This window comes from Elizabethkingia miricola, from assembly GCF_001675285.1.
Taxonomy (GTDB): Bacteria; Bacteroidota; Bacteroidia; order Flavobacteriales; family Weeksellaceae; genus Elizabethkingia; species Elizabethkingia miricola.
Genome location: NZ_LSGQ01000030.1, coordinates 452,181 through 474,176 on the forward strand (window position 1 = coordinate 452,181; position 21,996 = coordinate 474,176).

The window sequence follows — 21,996 nt, forward strand, 5'->3', positions numbered from 1 at the left end:
TTATAAATTATAAGCCGGTCATAGTGACCGGCTTTTTTAATCTTACTGGTTATGAGGTTATTTTTATATATTTATCAATAACTTATAACCATGAACAAATTTCTTAAGCTTTTTATTCTGCTTTTAATTCCCTGCAGTCTTGCGGCTCAGGCTGTTAAAAAGCCTTCAAAGCCTAATATTATTTTCATTTTAGTAGATGATTTAGGATACGGAGATATTGGTATTTTAAATCAGAACCAGAGAAAAAAAGAAGGAAAACCCTATATAGCGACTCCGTTTCTTGATAAACTCGCTGCACAAGGAGCTATACTTACCCAATCCTATAGTAATGCACCTGTTTGCGCCCCTTCACGGGCATCTCTGCTAACAGGACGTACGCAAGGACATTCCGAGGTAAGAGACAATCAGTTCGATAAAGCTCTTGAAGACAATTACACGATAGGAAATACCCTGCAGAAAGTCGGATATACAACAATAGCTATAGGAAAATGGGGACTACAGGGGACAGATGCGAATTGGTCCTCTCATCCGCTTAAAAGAGGTTTTGATGAATATTACGGGTATATCAGGCATTCCGATGGTCACGAACACTATCCTAAAGAAGGAAAGTACAGAGGCAAGAAGGAGGTATATGATAATTACTCCAATGTAACTGAAGATCTGGATAGATCTTACACAGGGGACCTGTGGACAGCTCGTGCAAAATATTGGATTACCCAACACAATCAGAATCAAAAAGACAAACCGTTCTTCATGTATCTTGCTTATGATACACCTCATGCCGTTATAGAACTTCCCACTCAGGAATATCCAAAAGGAAACGGTCTACATGGAGGATTGCAGTGGCTTGGCAAAAAAGGACAAATGATTAATACGGCATCTGGAGAAATAGATTCCTGGTATGCACCCGAATATGCAAACGCCACTTATAAAACAATTGATGGAACCGAAAAGCCGTGGACAGATGTAAACAAGAGATACGCAACGGTAATACAACGTTTAGACGCTCAGGTTGGCGATTTATTACAACTTCTGAAAGATCTGAAAATTGATCAAAATACACTTGTTGTATTCTCTTCAGACAACGGCCCTTCACAGGAGTCATATTTAAAAGAACCTTATACACCTGAATTTTTTGATGGTTATGGCCCTTTTGACGGTATAAAAAGAGACCTATGGGAAGGAGGAGAGCGCATGCCTGTCTTTGTACAATGGAGCAGCAAAATCACACCGGGACAGAAAATTGATCTCCCAAACATGTTATCCGACTGGATGCCTACTTTCCTGGATGCTGCAGGAGCAACATCACCACAGCGCGCAGATGGTATTTCAATTTTACCAATACTTACCGGAATGGCCAAACAGCAAAAAGATCCTATTGTCTATGCAGAATATTTTGAAGAAGGACATACCCCCAACTATACTGATTTTGAAACCAAAAGACGTAAAAGAACACGAGGACAAATGCAGTTGGTTCGTTTTGGAAAATATAGTGGTGTACGCTACAATATCAAGGATGCACAAGATAACTTTGAGATTTATAACGTGGTTACAGATCCTAAACAAAAAACTGACTTAGCTGCATCTATGCCTTCGCTGCAACAAAATATGAAAGATTTTGTTCTGCAAATCCGACGTCCGGATTCTTCTGCCGCCCGTCCATATGATAAAGCATACATCCCTGGAATTTCCCATAAATCAGCAAGAAAAGGCATTCAATGGTACAGTTATCAGGCAAAATCTCCATGGGTACCAGATACAAATAATCTGAAGCCTGTAAGTAACGGCACTCTTACTACTCCCACTATTATAAATAAAAGCATCAAAGGAAATGTTATTACTATAAAAGGAGTTCTTAATGTACCACAAAATGCCAATTATACATTTTACCTCAAAGCATTTGGAAAAGCTTTCCTGAGAATAGAAGCGGCTTTAATCGATGCTGATTACAACTACATTTCCGGAACAGAAAAAAGTGCAGATATTTTGCTAAAAGCAGGTCTCCATCCTTTTTCACTCACTTATAAAAAGTCTGAAAAAGATATAGATGTAAAGGCTTTTATATTTGAATGGAGCAGCGAAAACTTCAACAGAAAAGCCTTCACTCCAGACGATTTCTATTAAAATACAATATAGTTTTTCCAATTACCTGTATTTGATGCTTTCAATAACAATACGTTTTTCAATAGATTAAGTTGTTGTAACTTTGCAAAAAATTTTTGTAGAATGAAAATTGTAGTCGGACTATCCGGAGGAGTAGACTCCAGTGTAGCAGCTTATTTACTAAAACAACAGGGACATGATGTTGTTGGACTTTTCATGCGTAACTGGAACGATGCTTCGGTTACTCTGGAAGATGAATGTCCATGGATAGAAGATAGTAATGATGCACTAATGGTTGCCCAAAAGCTGGGTATTCCGTTCCAGGTAATCGATATGAGCGAGCTTTATAAGGAGCGTATTGTAGATTACATGTTCGAAGAATACGAAAAAGGACGTACGCCCAATCCGGATGTTCTGTGTAACCGTGAAGTAAAGTTTGATGCCTTCATGGATGTTGCTCTTTCTCTGGGTGCTGAAAAAGTGGCTACGGGCCATTATGCGCAGCTTTCTTCTATAGAAAAGGATGGTGAAACAATTTACCGCTTGTTAGCCGGTAACGATAATAATAAAGATCAGTCTTATTTTCTTTGTCAGCTAAGTCAGGATCAGCTTTCCAAAGCTCTGTTTCCGATTGGTCATTTAACAAAACCACAGGTAAGAGAAATTGCAAAAGAAATCGGTTTGGTAACCGCTGATAAAAAAGATTCCCAAGGACTTTGTTTTATTGGGAAAGTAAGTCTTCCTGAGTTTTTGAAACAACAGTTACAGCCAAAAGAAGGTGAAATTGTAGAAATATTCAGAGACTTCTCAGGATTTAATCAGTCTCAGCCTGAGTTCCAATCAAAACAAGAAGAACTGGAATATTTTTCTTCAAAAATCAAATATCAGAAAAGTGACGGAAAAGTCATTGGAAAACACCAGGGTGCTCAGTATTACACAATTGGTCAAAGTAAAGGTCTTGGTATTGGCGGTCATAAAGAGTCTTGCTTTGTGATCTCCCGTGATATGGAAAACAATATACTTTTTGTAGGAGAAAGCCACAGCTTCCCGGGATTGTATAAAAAAGCTTTGAAAATAAATAATGACGAAGTAAAATGGATTCGCAAAGATCTGCAATTACAAAACGGTGAAAGCCGCGAAGTAATGGCCAGAATCCGTTACAGACAGCCTTTACAAAAAGCTGCAATCTATCAGTTTGAAGATGCTTTCTATATAGAATTTGAAGAACCTCAGTCAGCGATTGCTGAAGGACAGTTTGCAGCTTGGTACGACGGAGAGGAAACGCTTGGAAGCGGTGTGATCTCTTAAGCATGAAACCTCGGATTTTAGCTGTTATTGGCAGCGTAAGACCTAATTCTTCAAATCAGAAGATTGTAGAAAAGATTGAAGAATTACTTTATCATGATTTTACATTCTCCTATTTCAATGGATTAACAAATCTTCCCTATTTCAATCCGGATCAGGCTTTTGAAAATACTCCTGAAAAAGTAGTCGCATTCAGGGAAGAAATACAAAATACAGACATTGTTCTGATCTGTACACCGGAATACATTTTCAGTATTCCGGGAGTACTGAAAAATGCATTGGAATGGTTTGTTGCAACAGATATATTCAACCAGAAACCAGTAGCACTCATTACAGCTTCTGCCTCCGGAGAAAAAGGTCAGGAAGAATTACACCTTCTTATGAAAACTTTGGGAGCAAAATTTTCTGAGGAATCTACCCTTCTGATTCCGGGGGTAAAAGGCAGATTCAGTACTGATGGACAGCTTACAGATCCCAATACAATCAGGGCTCTTCAGAAATTATCAGAAAATATTAAAACCCTGCTGTAACTTTTTCTATTTTAGATTGTCTTTATCAAAAAGAACTATAATCTATGAAAAAATTACTCTACACTACTTTTCTAGCCTCTACTATTCTTTCATCATGTTCGGGGACTTTTGGCTTCAGGGGAGTTTATGCCCAACTTTGGAATATTGATGCCCAGAAAGAATACATAATGACTTCTAACACCTCTAGAAATCACAAATTTGACTTAATCAATACCTCCACCGAGGATTCTTCTTTTAAGATCTATACTCCTGACCACAAATTGTATCAAATCATTAAAAAGGGAGAAAAAGCACACTTTACGGATACACCCTTTAACGGAATTATAATAGAAAACACATCTTCTGTAAACGGAAATGTACAATTCTATGCTTACATCCAGGAAAAAGGATATCTTACGGCTCCTACGGTTAAGATTTCGGAAATAAAGAAATAATGACCTTCCGTTTCTCTGAAGAACAGATATTATACCCGATTATTTATTGCGCTTGACACGATTTACAGGATTCTACTATGTATTTCGGGAATAATAATATTAATTAATCTTGTTTCTTCAAAGTAATATATTCTTCGAACATCCTTATTTTTAATACGATTCAGAATTTGAAAAATAAATTTGGAAGGTAAATAAAAAAATACTTACCTTTGTCGCCTTTCATTTTTACTTTTTATTAGATTTATTTCAAACTGCAGCGGCGTTCCGCTCGCAGTTTTTTTATTTTATTTACCTGTCCTCAGGAAAATAAGACCTGAAATAATTAGCATAGCACCAGCAACCTGTATCATATTTAAGGTTTCACCATCTATAATTCCCCAGCCTACAGCAACGATAGGCATCAGCAAGGTAACAGATGAGGAAAACAAAGGTGTAGAGATATTCACCAGCCGATAGTTCAGCATCATCGCCAGTCCTGTTCCAAAAACAGATAACAGAGAAACAAAGCCTAAGCCTTCCCAGAAGTTGGCATCTGCTTTAAAGTTGGTAAAAAAGCCTGCAAAAGCCAGCGAAACGAGTGAAGGTAAAAATAATACCAATGAAAAAACATAAGCAGACAACATTTTTGCGGGAATTGAACCCAGTTTCGCCTTAACTGTTGTAACGTTTATAGCATAAAACACTGTCGCCAGTAAAAGCAATAAAATAGGAATGATCTCAATAGAACCTCCTTCATTTTTGGAAGCCAGCATAAGAATACAAGCGCCAACAAAGCTAATAGCAACACCAATCATCTGCTTCTTTGTCGAATTAATTCCCCACAGCAGAGGCCCAACTATGATTACAAAAATAGGCAGCATAGAATTGATAATTCCGGCAATACTGCTGCTGATTCTGGTTTCTGCTATCGGAAACAGAAACATTGGAAAAAAATTACCGCAAAGCGCTACTACTACAACCCATTTCAATTGTTTTGCAGGAAAACTCTTCAGGTGCTTTATTGCAATAGGCATTAGTATCAGAGAAGCTATCAGAATCCTCAGCGCTCCTACTTCAAAAGGATTAAAATGCTGCAGAGATTTTTTAATCAGGATAAATGATGAACCCCATATTAAAGTAAGCACCATCAGAAGAACCCATTTTTCCTTATTCGTATCCATTTATTTTAAAAAGTTTAAATAGTCTAATTTGTCTATCATCCTTGCTCCAAGGCTTTCTAAATGAGCCGTATAAACCTGACAGTCTATCACATCATACGTCCCTTGATATTTTTTTGCGAAATAAATAAAACCGGCTTTTGAGGCATTACTTACTTTCGCAAACATACTCTCTCCACAGAAAACATTTCCCAGGTCAAGCCCATACAAGCCACCAACCAGTTCTTCATCCTGCCAGACCTCAATACTTTTTGCCTTCCCGAGTCTGTGTAACTCTATATAAGCTTCCTCCATCTCATCAGTTATCCAGGTTCCGTCCTGATCTTCTCTGTAAATATCTTTACAGCTCCTGATTACTTCGATGAAACACTGATTTTCGGTAAAAGAAAATGTTTCATCACGAAAAACCTTACGCATAGATTTTGAAATCTTTATTTCATTCGGAAACAAAACAAATCGCGGATCCGGGCACCACCACAATATTTCTTCGCCTTCATTAAACCATGGAAAAATACCCAGCTGATAGGCAAACCAGATTCTTTCGACGGAAAGATCTCCGCCAAAAGCCATAAGCCCTTCTTCCGGATTATATAATGCCGGATCCGGGAAAGAAATATCATTAGGGTCTAGCTGATACATAGGAAAAACAAAATCCTACTCGATAAACAGTAGGATTTATATGATGGTATAAAGATTTCTGATTAGAATGGTAAATCATCATCGTCATCGTTACCAAATACATTGGTATCCTGACTTGCAGTTGATTGATTAGCCTGCATAGGAGCAGCCTGAACCGGCTCATTAAAATCACCTGTTGCTTTTTCTACTCTCCATCCTGTAATAGAGTTGAAGTAACGGATTTGTCCATCCGGAGCTTGCCATTCTCTACCACGAATGTTAATTCCGATCTTTACCTGCTCTCCTTCTGAAATAGTATTGAGCAAATCAATTTTATCTGATAAAAACTCTATACTTATAGGCTGCGGGTATTGTTCCTGAGTCAGAAGAATCAATTCTCTTTTCTGAAAACCGCTGTTAAAAGTCTGAACATCAAATAATTTCTTTACTGTACCTATTAATTCCATTTCAATATTTTTTACGAATTGTAAAGGTAATAAAATTGGAATGAAGAGTAGTGACCGGAAGTGACTTTTTGTCGATTTAAAAAAAAAATGAATTTTTTTGAAAATAAATTTGGAGGGAATACAAATTGTCTCTATATTTGCACTCACAAAAACGATAGAGAAGTTCTTTAAATAAAGCGGATGTGGTGTAATTGGTAGCCACGCCAGACTTAGGATCTGGTGCCGTGAGGCGTGGGGGTTCGAGTCCCTTCATCCGCACTATGCGAAAATAGCTCAGCTGGTAGAGCACAACCTTGCCAAGGTTGGGGTCGCGGGTTCGAATCCCGTTTTTCGCTCCACTTCACACCCTGGTGGTGGAATTGGTAGACACGCAGGACTTAAAATCCTGTGCCCATTTGGGCGTACGGGTTCAAGTCCCGTCTGGGGTACAAAAAGCATTGTTAATCTTTGATTGACAATGCTTTTTTCATTTATACTCTACCCTATTCTTTTCTCTCTATATAGATATCTGAAAATAAAAATCCCTATTTTTAAACTTATTTATAAAGTAAACATGAAATGAGGATTACCAGCATTGATCATATTGTATTAACAGTTGCTGACATAGAAAAAACGGTACAGTTTTATACTGAGGTGTTAGGCTTTGAATTAATCACTTTCGGGAACAACAGAAAAGGACTTCGCTTTGGAAACCAAAAAATAAATTTACACCAGAAAGGGCGTGAATTTGAACCTAAAGCTCTGTTTCCTACATCTGGTTCTGCAGATATATGTTTTATTACGGAAACCGGCTTAGAGGATGTTTTAAAAGAACTTCAGGCTAAGAATATTCAAATCACTGAAGGTATTGTAGAACGTACTGGTGCTCTTGGAAAAATACGCTCCGTTTATTTAAGAGATCCCGATAGTAACCTCATCGAGCTAAGCAATTACCTCAGATAATCAAAAATTATAAAAGGCTGCCCAATTCCTAGGCAGCCTTTACTTTATATCAAAAAGATTATTTATTACCAACGTAATAACATTCCGTAAGCTGAATCCTGAGACCAGGCAAGCGTACGGTAAAAGGGAGCTAAATAAGCTTCACTTTCAACCGGAATATAACATGAAAGCCCTGAAAATGCATTAATTGGTTTTCCCAGGAAGTTCGGTGTATTCGCTTTATACACCACCGCTTTTGACAAAGCACTCTTTACAGATACCAATTGCTCCTGAGGGAAATATTTATCCAGCATATCTGCATAATCATATGCAGAAACAGGAGTGTTCGGATCCAGATCCAGACGCTGTACTCCGTTTCTGCCAATTTTAGCAATCACATCCGGGTTATTCTGCAGAAGCTTTTTTGTTTCCTGAGCCAGCAATGGCAATTGCTTTGTATCAATCACAGAAAAAGTAGCAGACTGCTCTAACCCTGATTTCTGGCGGTAATATTCAACATAGGCTTTGGCTGTCTCTGTAAGTCCTGTTTTTACATCAGGTGTATACAATAAACGACCAATCTGGTGATAAGGCATTCCCACACTAAGCACTTCTGTTGGAGAGGCCAGTATATAAGGCGCTACATTACGAAGCTCATAAAGCACCTCAACAGAAGCCATGGAGCATGCATCGAAAATCAGAAAATCCAGATTTGCGGGTAAAGCTGATTTCAGCTGTTGCACATCCATACTTTTGGAATTATCATCACCAAAAGAACGTGTTTTCAGCTGGCCAAGATTTGCAGGCACCCAGTTTGTAGCATGAGACCAAAGTATGGCTCCGTATGAATTTGCGGGAGCCAGGCTTTTCATATCTTCAAATATCATTTTCATTACCGCAGGATCAGAAGAATTATGATCTCCATATTTCTTCAGTACTTTGCTTTTAATGTCAGGACTTGTATCATGGACAATTTCATATATTTTAGGCTCCTGTCCGAAGATACGGGCATAAACGATTAATTTTCCATCTATACCAGTAAAGCCTTCTTCCATCTGGTTGAGATTAGTATAGGCATCCGATGCCAGGCTGTTATTAGCAGCCATATACACCATTACGGTGCGGGTGGCAACGGCATTGTTACCTGAAGGACTGTCATCATCTCTTGAACAACTTGTTACAACAAGCAGTGTAAAGAAAAAATATATAAGTTTAATTGTACGCATAATTCCTACAAAAATAATAATCTACTTTAATTCCTTTACCAAATAAATAAGCGTAGGGAAATGGTCTGAAAATCCATTCTGGAATACATTTCCTGAAAATGTACGGAATGGATAGCCTTTATAACGCCCTTCCTGTGTAATCAGAAATTCGGGATTGAAGATTTCAGATTTCCAGAATTTAAGAGACGTTTTATCTTCTCCTAACAAAGGCTCCGAAACGATAATCTGATCAAAAAGATTCCATTTTCCCTGATATCCCAACGAACCTATACCACGGTCATAGTGCTGCCACATGGTATTAAAAAGCCCGCCTTTTTCTACTTCATTCTGGTATTTTTTTGCTCCTAATACTACACGAACGCTTTTATCTGTCGGATCATCATTTAGGTCACCCATAATAACAACCTTTGCTTTGTCATCCGCTGCATATAGAGAGTCAACAACTTTGCGCACTATCGTTGCAGCATGTTCTCTTAGCTCAGAAGATTTGCCACCGTAGCGGGATGGCCAGTGATTGACAAGCACATGCAGATCTTCACCTGCTAATTCTCCTTTTACCAAAAGAATATCTCTTGTTCTGTACTCTGGTATATCTTTAATATGGTAAGCAAATGTTTTTGAATCCTTTACTTTAAACAATGCAGGATTATACAATAAAGCAACATCTACCCCGCGTCGATCCGGAGAATCGTAATGAACAATACCATAGCCTGTAGCTGCTAAAGCCGGCTGTGCTACAAGATCTTCAAGAACCCTCCTGTTCTCCAGTTCACACAAACCTATAAAAGCAGGTCCTGTCTGACTGTACTTTTTGCCCAGACGCGAAATTACTTTCGCCATATTTGCCTGCTTTTTATTGTATTTTTCAGTAGTCCATCTGTTAGATCCTGCAGGTGTAAACTCTGTATCATTGATTGCAGGATCAGCTTCTGTATCAAAAAGATTTTCCAGATTATAAAAAGCCGCAGTGTATACCTGATACTGTTTTTGCTGAGCAGTCATCAGATTTGACTGCACCAGAAGAATCAGAAAAACTAATGCTGCTTTATATGATTTAGTCTTTATCATTGTTATTCGTCTACTTTGTTGGCGTTACAATAATAGGCCCACCGGGATTACCACCATTGGAAGAACCTCCGGTTAATTCAATATTATCCAGCCTGAAACCTACTTTGTTAGAGTCTGCTGCAGAAATAAATTCAAGTGTCAGATTTGCTGCCTGAGCAATTCCCGGTATTGTTACCGTATAGAATTTACTGTTATCTCCACCAGCATTCGTCAACGGCTGATTTGGCAACGCTACAACTACTCCATTTACTTTTAGCTGAATATTATTAATATTTGCTGCACTTCCGGCATCGAATAAGTTGGCTGCCAACTGGAAGCTCAAACTTACATCACCTTTATTCTGAGTATTTATTCCCGTTACTTTAATTATAACATCTTTGGTGGCCGGAAGCCATATATGTGCACCATTATCCCCAGATACACTACGAATATCTGCCACACCGGAATCATCTGTATAAACAACAGGCGCCTTCATATCAAAGTCTTTGAATTCATTGATTTTCGGTCTGTTTCCCGACGGATATGTTCCTGTACCAAATGTTTCTTTAAAGAATGATCCTGTCTGAGGTTTTTCAGGCTCAATAGGCTTGCCATCGAAGTTTTTAACGTCTGCTTTTGTACGCAGTGTCAGCTGCCATGTTCCGTTATAACGTCCCAGCATTCCGACAAGTGTTCCTTTACCTACCGGAAGTATATCTTTTGCAAAATCAGAGAAATTACTCGTACGTACATCCAATGTCGTTCCGGATGCATCTTTTACCTGCTCACTTGTAATAGCATCTCCGGTTGTAAATGCATTTTTGCCTCCTTTCACAAAGTATACACCTCTTATCTCTACCAGTTTATACACCATATCACTGGTTAGTTTATTCAATTCTACTATTTGTGGTGTTGCATTTGCTACATTCGGCCAAGAATTGCGGAATGCTTTCGCTTTAAACATTTCCCAGCTTATACGGTTTGCATTAGTAGATCCCATACCTATTTGCAGTTCACCACCGTATTTAACCATGAACAAGTCTTTCAGCTGAATGTAGACTTCCTGCCCTACCTGATAGCTGGCATATATAGAATTCTGGTCTACTCCCAGGTAAATGCCACCGGAAGCATCCTGTACAAAAATCTGTTTATATATATTTCCGGACTCATCGTTCCCCGTAACAATTCCTTTGATAACAAGGTTATCTTCGATTAGCTGGGGTGTTGTAATATTAGTATAACGTTGTTTTAGTTGTGCAATGGAAATATTATCCAAAGGACCTGTATACTTAGCCTCATTAAGTGGTGGTGGTGTATAATCCCGCTCGCACGATACATGAAGTACCAGCATACATATTGCAAAAAACAAATATTTTATCGTTTTCATATTCATAGCGTATTAAAATCTATAACTTACATTAAAAAATACATTGATTCCCTGCATATAGAAATAGCGGGAAGCGAAGCGATTCGGATAGGTTACATCCAAACGCCCCTGTTCATATCCGCCTGTACGGATATTTTTGTTATTCAAAAGGTTCATCACCGACAAGCTTAAGTTAAGAGCCTGCTTGTTTTTAAGGTACACCAGCTTTCCAATAGAAGCATCCATTGTTACAGCATCACTCAGGCGTTCCTGAGTTGTAAGCTCTTTGTAAGCATTGTAGCTGGCATCGTCATTAGGGTTCACGTTTTCATAGTTAGATGCCAACCTGCGCATTGCTGAAGCCGATATATAATTTCTTGCAACAGCATTAGCACTTAGCTCAAAAAACCAGTAATTATGAAAATAACGTGCAGACAATACGCCGGCAAATTGTGGTGTTCCGGATACATGAAGGTTTTTCATGTATACTTTTTCTTCTGCATCTACTACTTTTCCATTCTCTGAGTTCATAATACCCGTCGGATTATTATTGTAATAATATTCCGCCATTGTACCCATAAAATCAAAGCTCCAGTTATCATTTAGTCGATACGTGGCAGCGGCTTCGATACCATGATGCACTTTGTCTACTCCTACAAGGTTATGGTATACAAACGTACGCTGAGAATCGTGATAAAAAGCCATACGCTCCAATTGGTTATAGAAATTGGTCTGGAAAAGTGAAACCCTTCCCGATAAACGCGGCATAGAGAATACATAGTTAATATCTGTAGCAAAAATTTTAGAACTACTTAGTCCTTTAACAACCTGTTCTGTAACCCTTGGCATAACATAAGCTCTGTCTGGTATAGGAGCCTCTGTTCCGTAACTAATGTTAGCCGTTAAGAAATGTCTTCCGTTAAATTTGTAAGTTGCTCCTCCTTTAAATACAAAGTCCGTAAAGCTATATTTAGCCCCTTTTCCGTAAGAAGTATCTGGAAAACGTCCGTTCATCATATTTCCCTGACGCTGAAAATCTGTATAAGTGAATTTTGCACCATAAAAGAAATCTAAAGCATGTGTCTGGTAACTGTTCATTACCCAGGCATTAACAGCATTAATATCCAGGTTGAAATCGTAGCCAAAAATATCATCTACATAGGCTTTACGATCCGGAAACAACAAATCATTTTGCTTTGTATCATTATTTCCCGGAAAATCTCTTTCTGCAAACTTATCCCTATCCAGTACATAGTCTGCTCCAAGCAGATCAGCTACTGTCTTATATTGATACGATCGGGACCTGCGGGCTTCTACTCCCGCTGTAAGACGCATATTATTATCGTACAACTTATTGAAAGTTGAACTGATCGTTCCTTCCAGTAAATCTGAATGACGTTTCTCTACCATATAAAGTGCAGCGCCATTATATTTTCTCCTGTTCTCAGGATCCATATTCTGGCGGTACATTTCTGCCCAGTTTACCTGTGTTACATTCGGATCTTTAGATCTCCAGAGATTCTGATAATAATCGAATGTTGTTGTATCTGTTTTAGAGGCATCCATACTAAAATAAGATGGCAGATACCTGTAATAATCCGGACGGGGATCCATAGCATTATACCAGTTCAAAGCCGAACCTGCATAACGCCCATAATGAACTAAAGCTCCGGAAGTAAGAGATGTTTTCTCATCGATTTTCCATATGTGTGAAAGAACTGCAGTAGGATCATAAGCTGTTACTATACGTGAGTTTCTAACTTTTCCGTCCTGATAACCCCAGTTAGGGTTATACAGGTTATTACCTGTCAGGTCATAAGCTTCCTGAAAAGAAGCTCCTTGCTGTCCTCGTACTACAGGAGATCCATAAGTAACAAGTGACAGGGAGTGCGCACCTTTTGCCCACTGTTTTTCTATAGATAAAGCATAAGATATATTCTGATAAGATGTTCCGTCTATAAAACCTTCATCGGAATAACGCCCGCCAATAGCACCTGTAAAGGCCCAGCCGTTATCCATAAGCCCTGTGGAATAGCTGAACATTGTACGGGCATAGTAATTTCTGTTGGTATAAGATCCTGTCACCTTTCCACCTTTCGCATAAGAACTGGCGCGCATATTAATATTTTCTGCTCCGCCAATAGCTCCGAAAGTATAACTTCCACCATTATTATAATTAACCGCATCTCCGTTGCGTGTAAGATCATTCAATGCTCCGATAGAAGCATAATTGAATACTCTGCGGTATTGATCATTTGCTACGACTCCATTTACATAAGTCTGCTCAAATAAAGGTTCATAACCTCTTACCCTGAAACGAAAAGGAGAAAGTTTAAATCCTGCTTTGTTCAGATAAAGATCATTTGACATAATAACTGTTGACCGGATATCCTGACCGTTAACATCTTCATCGTCCCTTAGCACATCATCATTAATAACCCCTAAAATAGACTGTACATCAATTTGGTTTTCCTGCACCAAAGATATTACAGGTAATTTTTTAGATTCTCCGGTATTTATCGTTATTGTCGTCCTGTATGGCCTGATGCCTGCTGAGTTCACCACAAGCTGGTCTTCTCCGGCATCAAGATTTACAAAAACAAATCCGCCATCGGATCCAGTTGTGGTTCTCTGCTTGCTTTTTTCAAGCGAAACCACTGCTCCGATGATCGGTGTTTTACTCTTTTCATCCACCAGCGTCCCGGACAATTGCGCTTTTTGCTGCGCATAAGCCATCTGAACACAAATGGGGAGAAGAGACAATACGTATAGTTTTTTACGCATAGTAATTGTTTAAGATAAAAATACAAGGGAGTCTAAAAGAACCTTTAAGATTTTCATCAACACTGTTTTCAGATGTATCAGAAGTAATGGTTCTCTTTAACCCCCTTGCAAAAATGTTATTAATCTTCTCTAATAATGATTATTTTGTACCTAGTACTTTTATATCGTCTATACGATAACCAGCTGTATTATCTGTTGCCGTTGAATAGAATTCTATAGTCAGACTGTTGCTGTTAGCAATTCCTGTAAGATTAACTGGAACATATGTATTAGACGTAGTTATTGTTCCTGTAGGTAATGTCTGATCTACACCATTTACTTTAACCTTAACTGCAGCGATTGGAACAGCGCTACCGTTTGCAGTAATATTATAGGATAATTTAAGATTAGTTGCACCTGTTGTATTAATTCCTTCAATTTTAAATCCTGTTGTTTTACCTGAAGGCAGCCATACATGTGAGCTCATCGTTGCACTACTACGAATATCTGCAAAATCAGTATAAAGATCTGAATAAGTAACTCCCTTTTCAGAGAAATCAGTATATGTTCCCATTCTTGCTCTAGGATTAGCTGTTGGTCCAGAGTTACCAAACGTTTCTAAGAAAAGCGTTTGTTCAGTACCCGTTCCAGGTCCTGGCCCCGGATCTGTTCCGCCATCTTTATCTACATTAACTGAACCTCCTGGTACATTCGTCCAATCAGTGATCGTACCAGCTCCTGTTACTGCTACCTGATTACCTGTAGATGATGTTTGTAATGTAATGTCAAAAGTATATTTTTTGTTTACATCAAACGTTGTATTTGCAGGTAAAGTCCATGTATATGTTCCTGAAGCTAATGTAAATACTACTGTTTTTGCAGAGTAATCTCCCGGAAGCAATATAGCTTCTACAAACTGACCAGGAGCTTTTGCTGTAGTTTTAGCCGTTACATCTTTTGGAGTAGCTGCACCACTTAATGTTCCTGTTGCAAGATCTAATGAAGCTGTTGTATTTACATTTTTGTAAGCTACAGACAGCCCATTAACATCCGCTACTCCGTTTCCGGCTTTAACCGTAAACTCAATTTTAGCTAATTTGTGAGCGAAGTTCAGGTTAGCTGTTCCTGAAGCTTTGTTTAAACCTGTTGCATTGTTGGAATACAATACATCGATAGCAGAAAGATTGGTTTGTGTAGCAACAGAAACAGGCAATGTAGTACCTGATAAGTTTGCAGTATACGGATAGTATGCAATAAAGTCTACTGATCCTGTATCAGGGTAGTTGATAACTTCTGATCCGTCTCCGGAGAAATTACCATTCCCTTCTGTTGTATATTTTTTATTTGAAGCCAAAACATTGGATAAACCAGTTCCTTGCTTCATAAAAACACCAATAGCATCTTTACTATCCCAGGTATTACCTGTTACACGTGTTGTAGGGGTTCCTCCGATAGAAGAAGTAAACTGAGCTTTCCCATTTCCTCCCATTCCCGGACCCTGATCACGATAGTCATCATTCTTACATGATTGCACAAGAAGTGCCAGGGCAAAAGCTGTGCTTAGCCCCAAAAGTTGATTTTTTCCCATTTTTAAAGGTTGATTGTTACTAAATTTATTATTTACGCCAGATCTGTGTATTTATCGTTCCTTTAACATCCTTACTTAGTGCCGGGAAGAAAGTAAATCCTGTTTCTTCCTCTAGCGCACTAACAGTTGTTGTGTACTGCATGTAATCCGAATTAGCCGGTGCTGCATTATCCATTCTGAAGCCTATGGTATAATAGCTCCCTCCCTGCTTCATGGCCAGTACTTTATAGTAATATTTAGGCTTTGCAACCTGTTTGTTACTATTATCCATTACGAAGTCAACGTTTTTATCCGTCTTTGTTGTAACCATAGCACCTGTTACAACATATAGTGTGTCGGTCTGTGCAGACCATACTCTAATCTTTCCTTCAAGATTTGCCCAGATTCCTTGATTCAAGGTACTGTTTTGCGGAGTCATGTTCGTATAGTAGAAAGTTGTTGCATTTTCAGCAGTACTTGCCGTACGGTCAGCACTTGGCATTTGATGCCCACGGTCTAATCCTTTAGTAGGATATCCTTTAGATAAGTTTGCCTGATAAATAGGATTAATAGATGGGTCATACCCCCATGCATCTGTTCTTTTCGCAGATCCTAAATAACTACTGCTTATTGGATAAGCCACCCAATATGCAAGTTTATAGTTAGTATCATATAACATTGAAAAGTTTCTTCTTCCCGGAGAGAACATTTTCAGATTGTATTGTATATTTTCTCCTGCAGTGATAACGGGTTGTTCCATATATTTCACAGTAGGAACAGGATCTACTCCATCTTTTCCTAAAGTTACATCATACTGATAACGGTAGCTTTTCTGGAATGCGGTATTCGCAGCAAGCTGCCATGTATAAGTTGATCCGTCTGCTTTGGTAAATACTACTTTCTGTTGTGCACTTATTGCGCCCGGGAATAATGTCCATTCAACAATAGTTTCATTAGATGCATTTAAAGAAACTTTCGCAGGAATATCTTTCACATCAGCTTTAGGCTGTAATTCTCCTGATGAAAGGTTAAAAACTGCTGAAGTTGGCATGGCAGTGAAAACAGCTTTCAATCCACTAAGATTAGTTCCTTTTATTTTAAGTTCCAGTTTAGCCATTTGTCTGTCAAACGCCAATTTCACAGGTCCCTGACCTGCTTCGGACCCCGTTGAATTTTTAGCATATATAAAGTCGAGAAACTGTTGATCTTTCTGATCGGAAACATCAAGATTCAGTGTTAATCCACTCGTATTTCTATATGGATAATAAGCTACAAAATCAGCTTTTACTCCTGTCGTAAATTCCAAACGGTCTGTTGCCTTCTTTGGAGAGAAGTTTCCATTACCCGATGTAATAAATGACTTATTAAATCCGTTATTTATAATAGATGATTCATTTAGTGTACTTCCGTTTTTAAACATAAAAATACCAATAGAATCGTTCTGGCTCCATTGTGTACCCTGAGCTTTCGTATTATATCCTCCGGCTATCGAGCTCGAAAAATAAACACCCTTTTCCGTATTACCATTATTAGAAACGGCTTCATATTCTTTACTACAGGAATACAGAGATAATACTAAACCACCCAGCATACAAAGCCATCCTCTTTTCATCAGCTTTTTAAAATCACTAAATAAACTATTCATTCTATTTATAAAAAATTATCATAATTAACTCAGCGAAAATAAGCCAAAAAGAAAATATGCATGTTAACTCTCTATTACAAATGTGTTAACAAAGAAAAAAAATACACCAATAAGCAATTTAAGTTTACATAAATTAAAATATTGAACCATAAACGAAAATAATTACATCATTTTCATTTTACCAACTCTAGAAGGGATTTCAGAATATTCACAATTAAAATAGATAATCCACTTGTGAGTGAAAAAAACCAATGCATTTTTCTTGTTATAAAAATTTAATATTGGTTGCCCTGCCAAAGACCGATTATGAAAGATTAGAAAATTTTAATATTAAAACATTTGCAGTAAAACGCAAGAAATTTTGTTTTTTTGCGTTAAATTTATGCTAAAATTATTGTAGCAGGCAGAAAGTCTGCTTGTTTAATTTGTATCTTTGTCAACTTAAAAATCAGAAGAAAGAAATGGGTTTATTTGATATGTTCACGCAAGAAATTGCTATTGACCTTGGGACAGCGAATACGCTGATCATCCATAATAATAAAATTGTAATCGATCAGCCCTCTATCGTTGCAATAGAGCGATCCACCGGAAAGCCAATTGCCGTTGGAGAGCAGGCTAAGCATATGCAGGGTAAAACCCACGAAGATATCAAAACTGTCCGCCCACTTAAAGACGGAGTTATTGCTGATTTCCAAGCTTCTGAACATATGATCAAGGAATTCATCAAAAAAATTCCCGGAATCAAAGGAAAATTATTCCAACCAGCTTTACGTATCGTAATCTGTATCCCTTCTGGTATTACTGAAGTTGAAAAACGCGCTGTAAGAGATTCTGCCCAAAAAGTGAACGCTAAAGAAGTTCGTCTGATTTATGAGCCAATGGCCGCTGCAATAGGAGTTGGTATTGATGTACAAAAACCTGAAGGTAATATGATTATCGATATAGGTGGTGGTACTACCGAAATTGCTGTTGTTGCATTAGGAGGTATTGTTTGTGATAAATCTGTAAAAATTGCAGGTGATGTATTCACTAACGACATTGCATATTACCTGAGAACTCATCACAATTTGTATATTGGTGAAAGAACCGCTGAAAGAGTTAAAATTGAGGTTGGTTCTGCAGTTGAAGAACTGGATATGCCAATTGAAGATATTCCGGTACAAGGTAGAGACCTTATCACTGGTAAGCCTAAAGAGATTATGGTAGGTTACAAAGAAATTGCACGTGCATTAGACAAATCTATTATCCGCATTGAAGATGCTGTAATGGAAACGCTATCTCTTACTCCTCCGGAATTGGCTGCTGATATCTACAAAACTGGTATTTATTTAGCTGGTGGTGGTGCCTTACTAAGAGGCCTAAGCGACAGAATTCACAGAAAAACAGGTTTACCTGTATTCGTAGCAGAAGATCCGCTTAGAGCTGTAGTTCGTGGTACTGGTATCGCGTTAAAAAATATGGATAAATTTAACTTCCTGATTAAGTAATTATAACCCTATATTCCCTCTGAAAATTAAATGAGCTTTCTGATAAGATTATTTTCGAAGAATGGATTCTTCGTCTTCTTTATCGTCTTGCAGATTATTGCTGTAATCTTAATTTTCAGAAAAAATTCTATGCAGCAGTCTTTTATTGCTGCACAAACTTCTGCTTTTAACTCCAGGATTTCCGGATATATAGACGAAGGAACCAATTATCTGAAATTAAAACAGATAAATGAAGATCTCGTTGCCCAAAACAAAGCCCTTATGATAGAGCTTTACGGAAAAGATTATTCGGGTCCTGCAAAACTTACAAAAGTAAATGACTCTGTAAAAGGAGAGCAGGTTTACACATTTGTAGATGCCGATGTTGTCTTTAACTCTATTAACAGGAGTGACAATTATTTTACAATAAACAGAGGATCTCAGCAGGGAATTGCACCAGAAATGGGTGTAATTTCACCACAAGGGATTGCCGGAATTGTTATTAATACAACGAGCAATTATTCTCTTGTACAATCTGTACTGAGCATCCACAAAATAAGAATTAATGCCTCTCTTAAAAACTCGGGGTACTTTGGTACACTAACATGGAGAGGTGAAGATTCCAGAACGATGCATCTTTCGGATGTACCAAAATATGTTCCGCTGAAAATTGGAGATACCGTTGTTACCGATGGTAAATCTTCTATTTTCCCGAAAGGCATTATGATTGGAAAAATTGCCGGTTATGATGTAGATCCAAAAACCGGTTTCTGGGATATCTCAGTAGAGCTGAGTGAAAAACTGGGGCAGACCCAGAAGGTGTTCATCGTGAACAACCTTAAAAAAATGCCTGCAAAACAAATTCAGGATACTTTAATCAAAGTGCAGAATGGTAAGTAGAAATGTTATTACAGACCTTTTAATGATTGCATTGCTTATTGCGTTGCAGATATTTCTGTTTAACAGACTTTCAATTTCCGGATATATCCCCGTGGTATACCCTATTTTTGTAATGTTCTACCCATTCTACCGTAATAATTATATTTATTTATTTTCAAGCTTTTTATTAGGCCTTGGTATTGATGCTTTCCTTGGAACATGGGGAATTAATGCATTTGCTACATGCCTTATAGCTTATTTCAGAACACAATTATTTCAGTCTTCTATATCCAATGAAGCTGATAGCTTTTCTTTTCAGTCCATCCAATGGACACAATTTTTGTTTTTTATATTTATCAATATTTTTATCCATCAGCTATTGGTACAATATCTTGAATTTTTTAAATTGAGCAGAATTCTGGAAGTCTTTATAAATGTTATTTTTACTACAATTATTTCATTTGTATTTATCCTCCTGTATGCCTTAATTTTTAGAATCAAACAAAAAGTGTGAAACCGTACTTCAGAATATTGGCCTTTATTAGTATTATCGCGTGCATTTTCGTAGCGCGCTTGGCCTATTTACAGTTGTTTACCGACAGGTATGCATTGAATGCAGCCAATACCTCTATTAAAATCGAATATGTTATTCCTCAGCGCGGTGTTATATTTGACAGAAATGGAAAAATTATGGTAGGCAACCAGCCTTCCTTCGAAATATCTTTTACCCAGGCACTTATGAAGCCTGATTTTGATACTATTTCTTTCTGCACTCTGGTAGGAATGAACAAAACACAGTTTATTCAACGTATAGAAGAAGTAAAAGCTGAAAAATATTATTCGAAGCTCACTCCAATGACCTTTATCAAGGATTTAGGAAGAGAGGACATTGCCAGAATTCAGGAGCGTATTTTTAAATATCCCGCATTTTCAATTGTTTCGAGGCCACAAAGACAATATGAAATAAATACTTCTGGAAACCTTTTAGGTTATACCAATCAGGTAAACCCTTCTTATATCAAAAGAGACTCTACCTATTATCTTCCGGGTGATATTGCCGGTATGACCGGAGTCGAAAAATCTTATGAAAAGCAGCTTCGTGGTGTTAAGGGGATGAAATATATCCAAAAAGACATCCGTCTGAGAAATATTGGTTCTTATAAAGATGGTAAACTGGATAAACAAGTTGTTCCCGGAGATGACCTAACATTAACCATAGATTATGATCTTCAGAAAATAGCTGAAGAAATGCTGGTTAACAAACATGGTGCTATTGTCGCTATAGATCCTAATAACGGAGAAATTCTGGTTTTAGCTTCCGGCCCGGATATCGATCCGAATCAGTTTACAGGTCCTGAGAAAAATAAAAATCTGTACAGACTACAGGTAGATACACTTTACGATAACAAACCAACCTTCGACAGATCATTACAGGCAGCTTATCCTCCGGGGTCTACATTCAAACTGCTTACAGCTTTGGCCGGGATGCAGATGGGTGTAATGGATGAAAAGACAGTATACCCTTGTGGTGGAGGCTTTAATTACAGAGGTCTTAGAATTAAGGGACATGGTGGTGCAGATCCATTGATTCCTGCAATACGGGTTTCCAGTAACTGTTATTTCTCCTATGCTTTTATTTCAATTATGAATAAATATCCGGGAGACCCTACCAAAGGTGTTGACGAGTGGAAAAAAATAATGAATAGCTTTGGCGTTGGTGAATTCCTGAACAATGACTTAGCCGTTGGTTCCAAAGGGCGTATTCCATCCGGAGAGTTCTATGAAAAAAGAAGCGGTACTAAAAACTGGTTCTCTGATATTACCAGAAACGGAGCTATATTCAATGGTATGGGACAGGGAGATGTACTTCTTACACCTCTTCAGATGGCAAATGCAGTTGCTGCAATTGCCAACAAAGGCTGGTATATAACACCACATATTGTAAAACTTGTTAACGGAAAACCTAATCCAGACCCTCGCTTTAAGGAAAAGCACAAAACTCTTGTAGATCCTAAGTATTTTGAACCAATTCTGAAAGGTATGGAACAGGTGGTATTAGCAGGTACTGCAAGAAGTTTGAGATCTTCGGACTTTACACAGCTGGCCAAGACAGGTACTGCACAGGTTCCACAGGGTAAGGATAATTCTATTTTCGTTCTGATTGCTCCTGCTGATAAACCAAAAATTGTAGTCGCTGCGGTAATGGAGCATGCCGGATTCGGTGCCACATGGGCAGGTCCTGCTGCAACAGTGGTTGCTGAAAAATATATAACCGGTGAGCTTAAACGGGAACATCTGTATAAAAAAATGATAACTTCCAGCTTTATGCCGGAGTATAAAAGACAATGGATTGTTGACCTGAAGAGAAAAGGCCTTTATGTAGAGCCAAGCAAACAGGATTCTATCCAGAAGAAGAAAAAAACAGAAGACAGCCTGAAGGCATTGAGAATATCAGCGGAACAACCGAAGCCGCAACAACAACAAAATAAAACCAAAAATTAG

General features: G+C 38.1%; 18 protein-coding genes and 3 tRNA genes. 12 read left to right on the forward strand and 9 right to left on the reverse strand.

Features of this window, described 5'->3' with window-relative positions; all coding sequences use genetic code 11:
- Positions 1–90: 90 nt before the first annotated feature.
- The 4 genes from ATE49_RS16550 to ATE49_RS16565 all read left to right on the forward strand — a co-directional run bounded on the left by ATE49_RS16550 (position 91) and on the right by ATE49_RS16565 (position 4,372).
- Positions 91–2,124 carry a sulfatase-like hydrolase/transferase gene (locus ATE49_RS16550; protein ID WP_065082997.1) on the forward strand — a complete coding sequence of 678 codons (2,034 nt, stop codon included), beginning with the start codon at positions 91–93 and terminating at the stop codon, positions 2,122–2,124.
- A gap of 102 nt (positions 2,125–2,226) precedes the next feature.
- Complete coding sequence (gene mnmA / locus ATE49_RS16555) at positions 2,227–3,411, forward strand: tRNA 2-thiouridine(34) synthase MnmA (RefSeq protein WP_065082998.1); 1,185 nt, start codon at positions 2,227–2,229, stop codon at positions 3,409–3,411.
- Between the two features lie 2 nt (positions 3,412–3,413).
- The gene (locus tag ATE49_RS16560; protein WP_065082999.1) at positions 3,414–3,938 is read left to right on the forward strand and encodes an NADPH-dependent FMN reductase; all 525 of its coding nucleotides are present in this window, start codon (positions 3,414–3,416) and stop codon (positions 3,936–3,938) included.
- Between the two features lie 44 nt (positions 3,939–3,982).
- Positions 3,983–4,372 carry a hypothetical protein gene (locus ATE49_RS16565; RefSeq protein WP_065083000.1) on the forward strand — a complete coding sequence of 130 codons (390 nt, stop codon included), beginning with the start codon at positions 3,983–3,985 and terminating at the stop codon, positions 4,370–4,372.
- 284 nt (positions 4,373–4,656) lie between these two features.
- Here the strand turns inward: ATE49_RS16565 and ATE49_RS16570 are convergent, their stop codons facing one another.
- The 3 genes from ATE49_RS16570 to ATE49_RS16580 all read right to left on the reverse strand — a co-directional run bounded on the left by ATE49_RS16570 (position 4,657) and on the right by ATE49_RS16580 (position 6,614).
- Positions 4,657–5,532: a DMT family transporter gene (locus ATE49_RS16570; RefSeq protein ID WP_065083001.1), complete on the reverse strand. Its 876-nt coding sequence runs from the start codon at positions 5,530–5,532 to the stop codon at positions 4,657–4,659.
- Positions 5,533–6,168: a leucyl/phenylalanyl-tRNA--protein transferase gene (gene aat / locus ATE49_RS16575; protein WP_034871851.1), complete on the reverse strand. Its 636-nt coding sequence runs from the start codon at positions 6,166–6,168 to the stop codon at positions 5,533–5,535.
- A 62-nt stretch (positions 6,169–6,230) separates the two neighbouring features.
- Positions 6,231–6,614, reverse strand: a complete 384-nt coding sequence (locus ATE49_RS16580; protein ID WP_009089942.1) for a DUF3127 domain-containing protein — start codon at positions 6,612–6,614, stop codon at positions 6,231–6,233.
- Between the two features lie 176 nt (positions 6,615–6,790).
- On the opposite strand from ATE49_RS16580, the gene ATE49_RS16585 reads away from it, so the two are divergent.
- From ATE49_RS16585 to ATE49_RS16600, 4 genes are all read left to right on the forward strand, one after another.
- Positions 6,791–6,872, forward strand: a tRNA-Leu gene (locus tag ATE49_RS16585).
- A 4-nt stretch (positions 6,873–6,876) separates the two neighbouring features.
- Positions 6,877–6,952 (forward strand) — tRNA-Gly (locus ATE49_RS16590).
- A gap of 6 nt (positions 6,953–6,958) precedes the next feature.
- Positions 6,959–7,042, forward strand: a tRNA-Leu gene (locus ATE49_RS16595).
- Positions 7,043–7,172: 130 nt separating this feature from the next.
- Entirely contained in the window at positions 7,173–7,556 is a 384-nt protein-coding gene (locus tag ATE49_RS16600; protein ID WP_065083002.1) for a VOC family protein, read from the forward strand.
- A gap of 65 nt (positions 7,557–7,621) precedes the next feature.
- On the opposite strand, the gene ATE49_RS16605 is transcribed toward ATE49_RS16600, so the two are convergent.
- From ATE49_RS16605 to ATE49_RS16630, 6 genes are all read right to left on the reverse strand, one after another.
- Positions 7,622–8,761 (reverse strand): clostripain-related cysteine peptidase, encoded by a 1,140-nt coding sequence (locus ATE49_RS16605; protein WP_065083003.1) that lies wholly within the window; start codon positions 8,759–8,761, stop codon positions 7,622–7,624.
- A 21-nt stretch (positions 8,762–8,782) separates the two neighbouring features.
- Positions 8,783–9,829: an endonuclease/exonuclease/phosphatase family protein gene (locus ATE49_RS16610; protein WP_065083004.1), complete on the reverse strand. Its 1,047-nt coding sequence runs from the start codon at positions 9,827–9,829 to the stop codon at positions 8,783–8,785.
- A gap of 10 nt (positions 9,830–9,839) precedes the next feature.
- The gene (locus tag ATE49_RS16615) at positions 9,840–11,195 is read right to left on the reverse strand and encodes a DUF5689 domain-containing protein (RefSeq protein ID WP_260256193.1); all 1,356 of its coding nucleotides are present in this window, start codon (positions 11,193–11,195) and stop codon (positions 9,840–9,842) included.
- 12 nt (positions 11,196–11,207) lie between these two features.
- Entirely contained in the window at positions 11,208–13,958 is a 2,751-nt protein-coding gene (locus ATE49_RS16620; RefSeq protein WP_065083006.1) for a TonB-dependent receptor, read from the reverse strand.
- A 139-nt stretch (positions 13,959–14,097) separates the two neighbouring features.
- A complete protein-coding gene (locus ATE49_RS16625; protein WP_065083007.1) occupies positions 14,098–15,525 on the reverse strand; it encodes a fimbrillin family protein in 1,428 nt (475 codons plus the stop codon).
- A gap of 28 nt (positions 15,526–15,553) precedes the next feature.
- Positions 15,554–17,149, reverse strand: a complete 1,596-nt coding sequence (locus tag ATE49_RS16630) for a DNA/RNA non-specific endonuclease (RefSeq protein ID WP_081278498.1) — start codon at positions 17,147–17,149, stop codon at positions 15,554–15,556.
- A gap of 461 nt (positions 17,150–17,610) precedes the next feature.
- On the opposite strand from ATE49_RS16630, the gene ATE49_RS16635 reads away from it, so the two are divergent.
- From ATE49_RS16635 to ATE49_RS16650, 4 genes are read left to right on the forward strand one after another with little or no spacing between them, the layout of a single operon-like run.
- Positions 17,611–18,636, forward strand: coding sequence for a rod shape-determining protein (locus ATE49_RS16635; RefSeq protein ID WP_009089961.1), 1,026 nt, complete (start codon positions 17,611–17,613; stop codon positions 18,634–18,636).
- 30 nt (positions 18,637–18,666) lie between these two features.
- A complete protein-coding gene (gene mreC / locus ATE49_RS16640) occupies positions 18,667–19,515 on the forward strand; it encodes a rod shape-determining protein MreC (protein ID WP_034871861.1) in 849 nt (282 codons plus the stop codon).
- A complete protein-coding gene (mreD, locus tag ATE49_RS16645; protein ID WP_059156113.1) occupies positions 19,505–20,008 on the forward strand; it encodes a rod shape-determining protein MreD in 504 nt (167 codons plus the stop codon). The genes mreC and mreD overlap by 11 nt, the downstream gene beginning before the upstream one ends.
- Positions 20,005–21,996 (forward strand): peptidoglycan D,D-transpeptidase FtsI family protein, encoded by a 1,992-nt coding sequence (locus ATE49_RS16650; RefSeq protein ID WP_065083008.1) that lies wholly within the window; start codon positions 20,005–20,007, stop codon positions 21,994–21,996. Before mreD ends, ATE49_RS16650 begins: the two co-directional genes overlap by 4 nt.

Bases quoted from the DNA above. Each gene is read 5' to 3' on its own strand.
- ATE49_RS16550 (WP_065082997.1), top strand. From the start codon at position 91: ATGAACAAATTTCTTAAGCTTTTTATTCTGCTTTTAATTCCCTGCAGT.
- mnmA (WP_065082998.1), top strand. From the start codon at position 2,227: ATGAAAATTGTAGTCGGACTATCCGGAGGAGTAGACTCCAGTGTAGCA.
- ATE49_RS16560 (WP_065082999.1), top strand. From the start codon at position 3,414: ATGAAACCTCGGATTTTAGCTGTTATTGGCAGCGTAAGACCTAATTCT.
- ATE49_RS16565 (WP_065083000.1), top strand. From the start codon at position 3,983: ATGAAAAAATTACTCTACACTACTTTTCTAGCCTCTACTATTCTTTCA.
- ATE49_RS16570 (WP_065083001.1), bottom strand. From the start codon at position 5,532: ATGGATACGAATAAGGAAAAATGGGTTCTTCTGATGGTGCTTACTTTA.
- aat (WP_034871851.1), bottom strand. From the start codon at position 6,168: ATGTATCAGCTAGACCCTAATGATATTTCTTTCCCGGATCCGGCATTA.
- ATE49_RS16580 (WP_009089942.1), bottom strand. From the start codon at position 6,614: ATGGAATTAATAGGTACAGTAAAGAAATTATTTGATGTTCAGACTTTT.
- ATE49_RS16600 (WP_065083002.1), top strand. From the start codon at position 7,173: ATGAGGATTACCAGCATTGATCATATTGTATTAACAGTTGCTGACATA.
- ATE49_RS16605 (WP_065083003.1), bottom strand. From the start codon at position 8,761: ATGCGTACAATTAAACTTATATATTTTTTCTTTACACTGCTTGTTGTA.
- ATE49_RS16610 (WP_065083004.1), bottom strand. From the start codon at position 9,829: ATGATAAAGACTAAATCATATAAAGCAGCATTAGTTTTTCTGATTCTT.
- ATE49_RS16615 (WP_260256193.1), bottom strand. From the start codon at position 11,195: ATGAAAACGATAAAATATTTGTTTTTTGCAATATGTATGCTGGTACTT.
- ATE49_RS16620 (WP_065083006.1), bottom strand. From the start codon at position 13,958: ATGCGTAAAAAACTATACGTATTGTCTCTTCTCCCCATTTGTGTTCAG.
- ATE49_RS16625 (WP_065083007.1), bottom strand. From the start codon at position 15,525: ATGGGAAAAAATCAACTTTTGGGGCTAAGCACAGCTTTTGCCCTGGCA.
- ATE49_RS16630 (WP_081278498.1), bottom strand. From the start codon at position 17,149: ATGAATAGTTTATTTAGTGATTTTAAAAAGCTGATGAAAAGAGGATGG.
- ATE49_RS16635 (WP_009089961.1), top strand. From the start codon at position 17,611: ATGGGTTTATTTGATATGTTCACGCAAGAAATTGCTATTGACCTTGGG.
- mreC (WP_034871861.1), top strand. From the start codon at position 18,667: ATGAGCTTTCTGATAAGATTATTTTCGAAGAATGGATTCTTCGTCTTC.
- mreD (WP_059156113.1), top strand. From the start codon at position 19,505: ATGGTAAGTAGAAATGTTATTACAGACCTTTTAATGATTGCATTGCTT.